This window comes from Nitratifractor sp. (assembly GCF_015487065.1).
Classification (GTDB): Bacteria; Campylobacterota; Campylobacteria; order Campylobacterales; family Sulfurovaceae; genus Nitratifractor.
On sequence record NZ_WFQN01000091.1, the window covers coordinates 1 to 6,176 of the forward strand.

At 57.4% G+C, this 6,176-nt stretch carries 5 protein-coding genes; all 5 read right to left on the reverse strand.

Going from position 1 to position 6,176, the window contains the following annotated elements; all coding sequences use genetic code 11:
• The coding region (locus F8I07_RS04755) for a hypothetical protein (protein WP_292656413.1) at positions 1 to 349 on the reverse strand (349 nt) is incomplete at its 3' end.
• 1 nt (position 350) lies between these two features.
• Positions 351 to 1,091: a YebC/PmpR family DNA-binding transcriptional regulator gene (locus F8I07_RS04760; RefSeq protein ID WP_292656416.1), complete on the reverse strand. Its 741-nt coding sequence runs from the start codon at positions 1,089 to 1,091 to the stop codon at positions 351 to 353.
• Positions 1,092 to 1,130: 39 nt separating this feature from the next.
• Positions 1,131 to 1,568 (reverse strand): Sua5 YciO YrdC YwlC family protein, encoded by a 438-nt coding sequence (locus tag F8I07_RS04765; RefSeq protein ID WP_292656419.1) that lies wholly within the window; start codon positions 1,566 to 1,568, stop codon positions 1,131 to 1,133.
• On the reverse strand, positions 1,565 to 2,959 hold the full coding sequence (locus F8I07_RS04770) for a diguanylate cyclase (protein ID WP_292656422.1): 1,395 nt from the start codon (positions 2,957 to 2,959) through the stop codon (positions 1,565 to 1,567). Before F8I07_RS04770 ends, F8I07_RS04765 begins: the two co-directional genes overlap by 4 nt.
• Before the next feature lie 36 nt (positions 2,960 to 2,995).
• On the reverse strand, positions 2,996 to 6,176 hold a 3,181-nt coding region (gene carB / locus F8I07_RS04775), incomplete at its 5' end, for a carbamoyl-phosphate synthase large subunit (protein ID WP_292656424.1).

A 6,176-nucleotide genomic window follows, 5' to 3' on the forward strand; every position in this document is an offset into this window, starting at 1 on the left:
ACGAAAGGGTGAATGATGAATGGTGAATGGTGAATGATTTCGGTATGCGTTGCTTTGCAACGCTCCCAATAACCAATAGAATGCTCTGAAAAACAACCGGTTTCACTCGATAGCTCTGGCAGTCGCGAACGCAAGCGCCCGTTTCACGGGTTGAGCGCTCCTTTGTCGCCATCGAGTGAAACCTCTCGTGGAGATTTTTCAGAGGGGTCAATAACCAATAACCAATGACATCGCCGAAGGCCACACTACTTGCGACTTGCGACTTGCGACTTGCGACTCTTCCTTTGCCGACTTCATTCAAACGACAAAGAGGGGCGAAGCCCCATTCAAACGACAAACGACGCACCATATTACGCCAGATTCGTATAGACCGTCTGGACGTCGTCGTCCTCTTCGAGTTTATCGATGAGGACGGTGACTTCGTCCATCTGTTCTTCGCTGAGATCCAGGGGGGTATTGGGGATGTACTGGAGCTGGGCTTTTTTCACTTCGATGCCGCGCTCCTCGAGGGCTTTGTTGAGTTCGCCGAAGGAGCTGTACTCACCGTAGATCCGGACGATCTCTTTGTCTTCGCCATGCTCCTGGGGGATTTTGTCCTCTTCGATCTCCTCCAGGCCGTAGTCGATCAACTCCAGCTCCAGCTCCTCCAGATCCATGGCGGGATCACGGTCGAACTCGAAAACCGATTTGCGGGTGAACATGAAGTCCAGAGAGCCGCTGGTCAGCAGCTCGCCCTTGTTCCGGACCAGGATCGCTTTGACGTTGGCGACGGTTCGGGTGGGGTTGTCGGTGGCGCACTCGATGATCATCAGCGTTCCGTAGGGGCCCTTGGCCTCGTAGTGCATCTCTTTGATATCCGCGGCATCCTTGTTGAAGGCCCGCTTGATCGCCGCTTCGATATTGTCCTTGGGCATATTCTGGGCTTTGGCGTTGGCGATGGCGGTCCGGAGCTTGGCGTTCATCTCCGGATCGGGGCTGCCCCCCTCTTTGGCGGCCATGGTGATCATCTTGCCCAGTTTGGGGAAGATCCGGGACATCTGTCCCCAGCGCTTGAGTTTGGCAGCTTTGCGGTATTCAAAAGCTCGTCCCATCGATTCGGTCCTTTGGAAAAATTTTTGTGGAATTATACCCTATCTGAGCCGTTTCATTTTCTGTCGGCCCAGGCGATAGATCCGCGACGGGGCACGGGGAGGCCCCAGCGGTTCGACGATCACGTCGGCAGCCTGACGGGCATAGGCTTCTTCGTAGGGGGCATCGCTGAGATTGGCGGAGCTGGTGTAGGCCCGGCCCAATCTTTTGAGCAGCAGCAGATGCCGGGCATTGTGAACGATGCGATAGGAATGTCCGGAGGGAAGGATATAGCTTTCATGGCGACGGCGACGGATACGGCGTCGATGGGAGCGGGGAATTCTGGTCAACGTCGTGAGAGACCTGAGTGAAGGGAGGGCGGTAATGTAGTGTTTAGAAGGAGGGCGTTGTTTGGCCCGGTCGATGCGTCGGGCATCTTTGGAGATAAATCCGACCGTAGTATCGGTGTCGCTGAGAAAGAGGAGATGTTCTAGACTCATTGATCAGAGGCCCGGTACGCTAGCACCCGATTGCGTCCTTGGGCTTTGGCCTGATAGAGCGCCTCATCGGCCCGCTGGATACCTTCGCGTAGTTCGAGATCCGCTTCCAAAGAGGCGACACCGGCGCTTAGCGTGACATGAAGATTTCCGGGAAACTCTGTAGTTTCTACCCGCTGACGAATCTTCTCCGCCAAGGCTACGGCTTGGTCGAGGGTGAGGTTTTTGGTCATGATTAGAAACTCCTCTCCGCCCCAACGACAGGCGGCGTGGGGGAGCTGCACCTCTGAGAGGAGGAGGTGGGCAAAATGGCGCAGGACCTGATCCCCCATGTCGTGTCCGTATCGGTCGTTGATCTGTTTGAAGTGATCCAGGTCCAAGAGGATGATATTACAGGGCATACCGTAATATTTGACCGCCAAATGCATCCGTTCCATCTCGATCTCCAAATAGCGGCGGTTGGGCAGATTGGTTAGCCGATCCGTATGGGCTTTATGGTTGAGATCGTTGAGGCTTTTGTGAAGGGTATCGGCCATCTTGGAAAAGGAATGGGCCAATTGGCTGATCTCATCTCTACCGTTGATGGTGCAGTTGAACTGAAATTTTCCTTTTTCGAGTCTCTGGGTCCAACGGATCAACTCTTTGAGGGGATCGACGATTTTTTTCCGTGAGTGGAACCAGCTCAGAAGGGCAAGCATCAGCAGCAGCAAAACCAGAACAATCAGAACATCGTTGATGATCGCCTCCTGTCTAGCAATGCGCTGCACCTGGGCCGATGTCCGTCGATCGATCATTTGGAAGAGATCGGAGAGTTCTTTGGCCATTTTGGCTCGGATACGGCGATAGTGCGAACCGTAGAGAAGCTGTTGGGCCGCCAGCCGGTTGGCCTGGCTCAAATCATCGTCGATATCGGCCAATTCCATCAGATGAAAGGCCTGGTTATCCAGATTTGCCAGTTGATCAGCATAGTGATTGGCTTGGCGGAGTTTGGCCAATTCGTCGCTGGAGAGTCGGGATTGTCTGATCAATTGACGGAAAGAGACGGCTTTGCCTTCACGGGGAGGATGAAATTCACTTTTGGGGGTCATCAGATCCCAGAAAAGAATATTGTAATTTGTCGGACGGATCTCACGGCCGTCGCGAATAGCGAGAATGTGTTGATAGAATTTCCGATAACGGGGATCGTCCGTCAAAGTGTAAGTACGGGCCATCCGGGTCAGCTGGTCGGCGGTATTTTTCAGATGGACGGCGAGTTTGTAACTCTCGAAACGGTTCTCCTGCGCACGGGTCAGATCTGCCTGCAGAGAGAGGCGATACCACATCAGCATGACGACAGTCAGCAGCAGGATTGTAATGAGAGTAAAAAAGAGAATGATACGCTGCTGAATCGTCATGACGGCTTCACCTTTCTGACTTGGGGTTCTTCTCCATCAAAGAAGATAATCCTGCAGTGCTTTCGGTTCCAGACTGCCTGAATTTTTTTGCAGCTCCCGAATCGCCATCGCGGCGGCCCGGGCGGCGGCGATGGTAGTGAAGTAGGCCACATGGTTGGCCAGGACCGACTGGCGGATCTGGCGGGCGTCGGCTTTGGCGGCTTTGTTGTCGGAGGTATTGACCGCCAGAGCGATCTCCTCGTTGCGGATCATATCGTCGATGTTGGGACGCCCTTCGCTGATCTTGAGGACCTTGGTACTCGGCACTCCGGCGGCCTCGAGCGCAGCGTGGGTCCCGGCGGTGGCGACGATCTCGAAGCCCAGCTCCGTGAACATCCGTCCGATCTCTCCGGCATGGGGTTTATCGATCTCGGTCAGGGAGAGGAAAACTTTGCCCTCCAGGGGAATGAGGTTTTTGGAGGCGAACTGGCTCTTGGCGAAGCTCATGCCGAAGTTGTCGCTGATCCCCATCACTTCGCCGGTCGATTTCATCTCGGGTCCCAGGATCAGGTCGGAGCCGGGGAGTTTGTTGAAGGGGAAGACCGCCTCTTTGACGGCGATGTGGTTTTTGAGATTGGGTTCCATAGGGACAGTGTCGTAGTTGACCACCTTGAAGGTGTCGTAGTACTCCAGGGCTTCGCGGAGGTCGCCGCGGACCATGACCCGGGTGGCGACCTTGGCCAGGGGGACGCCGGTGGCTTTGGAGACGAAGGGGACGGTCCGGGAGGCGCGGGGGTTGACCTCGATCAGGTAGATCTCGCCCCGGTGGATGGCGTACTGGATGTTGAGCAGCCCCACGACCCCCAGGCCCAGGGCGATCTCCATGGTCTGGCGCTTGACCTGGGCCAGCAGTTCGGGATCGACGGAGACGGGAGGCAGAGAACAGGCACTGTCTCCTGAGTGGATCCCCGCCTCTTCGATGTGCTGCATCACCGCACCGATATAGACCTCTTTGCCGTCACAGATAGCATCGACGTCCAGCTCCACCGCATTGTCGAGAAACTTGTCGATGAGCACCGGCGAATCGTTGGAGACCTGAACCGCCTCGTCCATGTATTCGCGCAGCTCTTCGTCGTTGTAGACGGTCCGCATGGCCCGGCCCCCCAGGACGAAACTGGGGCGCACCAGTACCGGATAGCCGATGCGGTTGGCGATGGCGATCGCCTCCTCTTTGGCGAAGGCGGTGCCGTTTTCGGGCTGTTTGAGGCCGAGCTTTTCGATGAAAGCGCTGAACTTCTCCCTATCCTCGGCCAGGTCGATGACCTTGGCGGGGGTGCCGATGATTTTGGCACCGATGGCGGTGAGGTTTTTGGCCAGCTTCAGCGGGGTTTGGCCACCGAAGTGGACGATGACCCCGTCGGGCTCTTCGGTCTCGATGACGGTGCGGACATGCTCGAAGTCGATTGGCTCGAAGTAGAGCACGTCGCTGGTATCGTAGTCGGTGGAGACCGTTTCGGGGTTGCAGTTGTACATCAGGGAATCGATCTGCATATCTTTCAGCGCGAAAGCGGCGTGGACGCAGCAGTAGTCAAATTCGATTCCCTGGCCGATCCGGTTGGGGCCGCCGCCGATGACCAGGACCTTCTTTTTCCCCGTTTCGGCCTGGCGCCCCGCATCGGGAAGGGGCGTGATGTTGGTCGTCGAATAGAGGTAGGGGGTGAGCGCTTCGAACTCGGCGGCACAGGTATCGACTTCGTTGTACTGATGGTCGATGCCCAGCTTTTTTCGGGCGGTGTAGATATCGTTTTCGCTGAGACTGAGGCCCTCTTGGCGGTTGAGGACGGCGGCGATCATCGCATCACTGAAGCCGTCGCTCTTGAGACGACGAAGCTGCTCGGCGTCGTGGAGGGTCTCCAGGCTGATGGCGGCTTCGGCGGCGGCCAGCTCCTCGAACTGATAGAGGAACCAGGGGTCGATCCGGCACAGCTCATGGACTGCTTCGACACTCATACCGCGGCGGAAAGCTTCGAAGACGTAGCGGATCCGGTCGGCGTTGGGGCGGCGGATCTGACGCAACAGGGTCTCTTCGTCGCAGTCGACGGGATCGAAACCGATGAGTCCTGTCTCCAGGGAGACCAGCGCTTTTTGGAAGGACTCCTTGAAGGTGCGGCCGATGCTCATGACTTCGCCGACGGACTTCATGGCGGTGGTGAGGGTGCTGTCGGCCTGAGGGAACTTCTCGAAAGTGAAGCGCGGAATCTTGGTGACGATGTAGTCGATGACCGGCTCGAAACTGGCGGGGGTGCCGGTGATGTCGTTGGTGATCTCGTCGAGGGTGTAGCCTACGGCCAGGAGGGTGGCGACCTTGGCGATGGGGTAGCCGGTAGCCTTGGAGGCCAAGGCCGAGGAGCGGGAGACGCGGGGATTCATCTCGATGACGATCATCCGCCCCGTCTCGGGATTGACGGAGAACTGGACGTTGGAGCCGCCGGTATCGACGCCGATCTCCCGCAGGATGGCGAAGCTGGCGTCGCGCATCCGCTGATACTCTTTGTCCGTCAGCGTCAGGGCGGGGGCGATGGTGATGGAGTCGCCGGTATGGACGCCCATGGGATCCAGGTTTTCGATGGAGCAGACGATGATGCAGTTGTCGGCCCGGTCCCGGATCACCTCCATCTCGTACTCTTTCCAGCCCAGTAGCGACTCTTCGATGAGGATCTCGCTGATGGGGCTCGCCTCCAGGCCTCCTTTGGCGATCTCTTTGAACTCATCCATATTGTAGGCCACGCCCGAGCCGCCTCCGGCCAGGGTGTAGGAGGCGCGGATGATCAGGGGGAAACCGATCTCCTTGGCGGCGGCGATCGCTTCGTCCATATTGTAGGCGTATTTGGAGATGGGCAGGTCCATACCGATCTTCTGCATCGCCTCTTTGAAGGCCTGGCGGTCTTCGCCCTTTTTGATCGCCGCGGGATCGGCCCCTAGGAATTCGACCCCCTCGAGCATGCCCCGCTCATACATCTCCATCGCTACGTTCAAAGCGGTTTGGCCCCCCATGGTAGGAAGAATGGCATCGACGTTTTCTTTTTCAATGATCCGAGCGATCACCTCGGGTTCGATGGGTTCGATATAGGTCCGGTCGGCGAACTCGGGGTCGGTCATGATGGTCGCCGGGTTGGAGTTGATGAGGACGACCCGGTAGCCGAGCTCTTTGAGGGTCTTGGCCGCCTGGGTGCCGGAG

Coding starts and splice junctions, on each gene's coding strand:
- F8I07_RS04760 (WP_292656416.1), bottom strand. CDS start 1,091: ATGGGACGAGCTTTTGAATACCGCAAAGCTGCCAAACTCAAGCGCTGG.
- F8I07_RS04765 (WP_292656419.1), bottom strand. CDS start 1,568: ATGAGTCTAGAACATCTCCTCTTTCTCAGCGACACCGATACTACGGTC.
- F8I07_RS04770 (WP_292656422.1), bottom strand. CDS start 2,959: ATGACGATTCAGCAGCGTATCATTCTCTTTTTTACTCTCATTACAATC.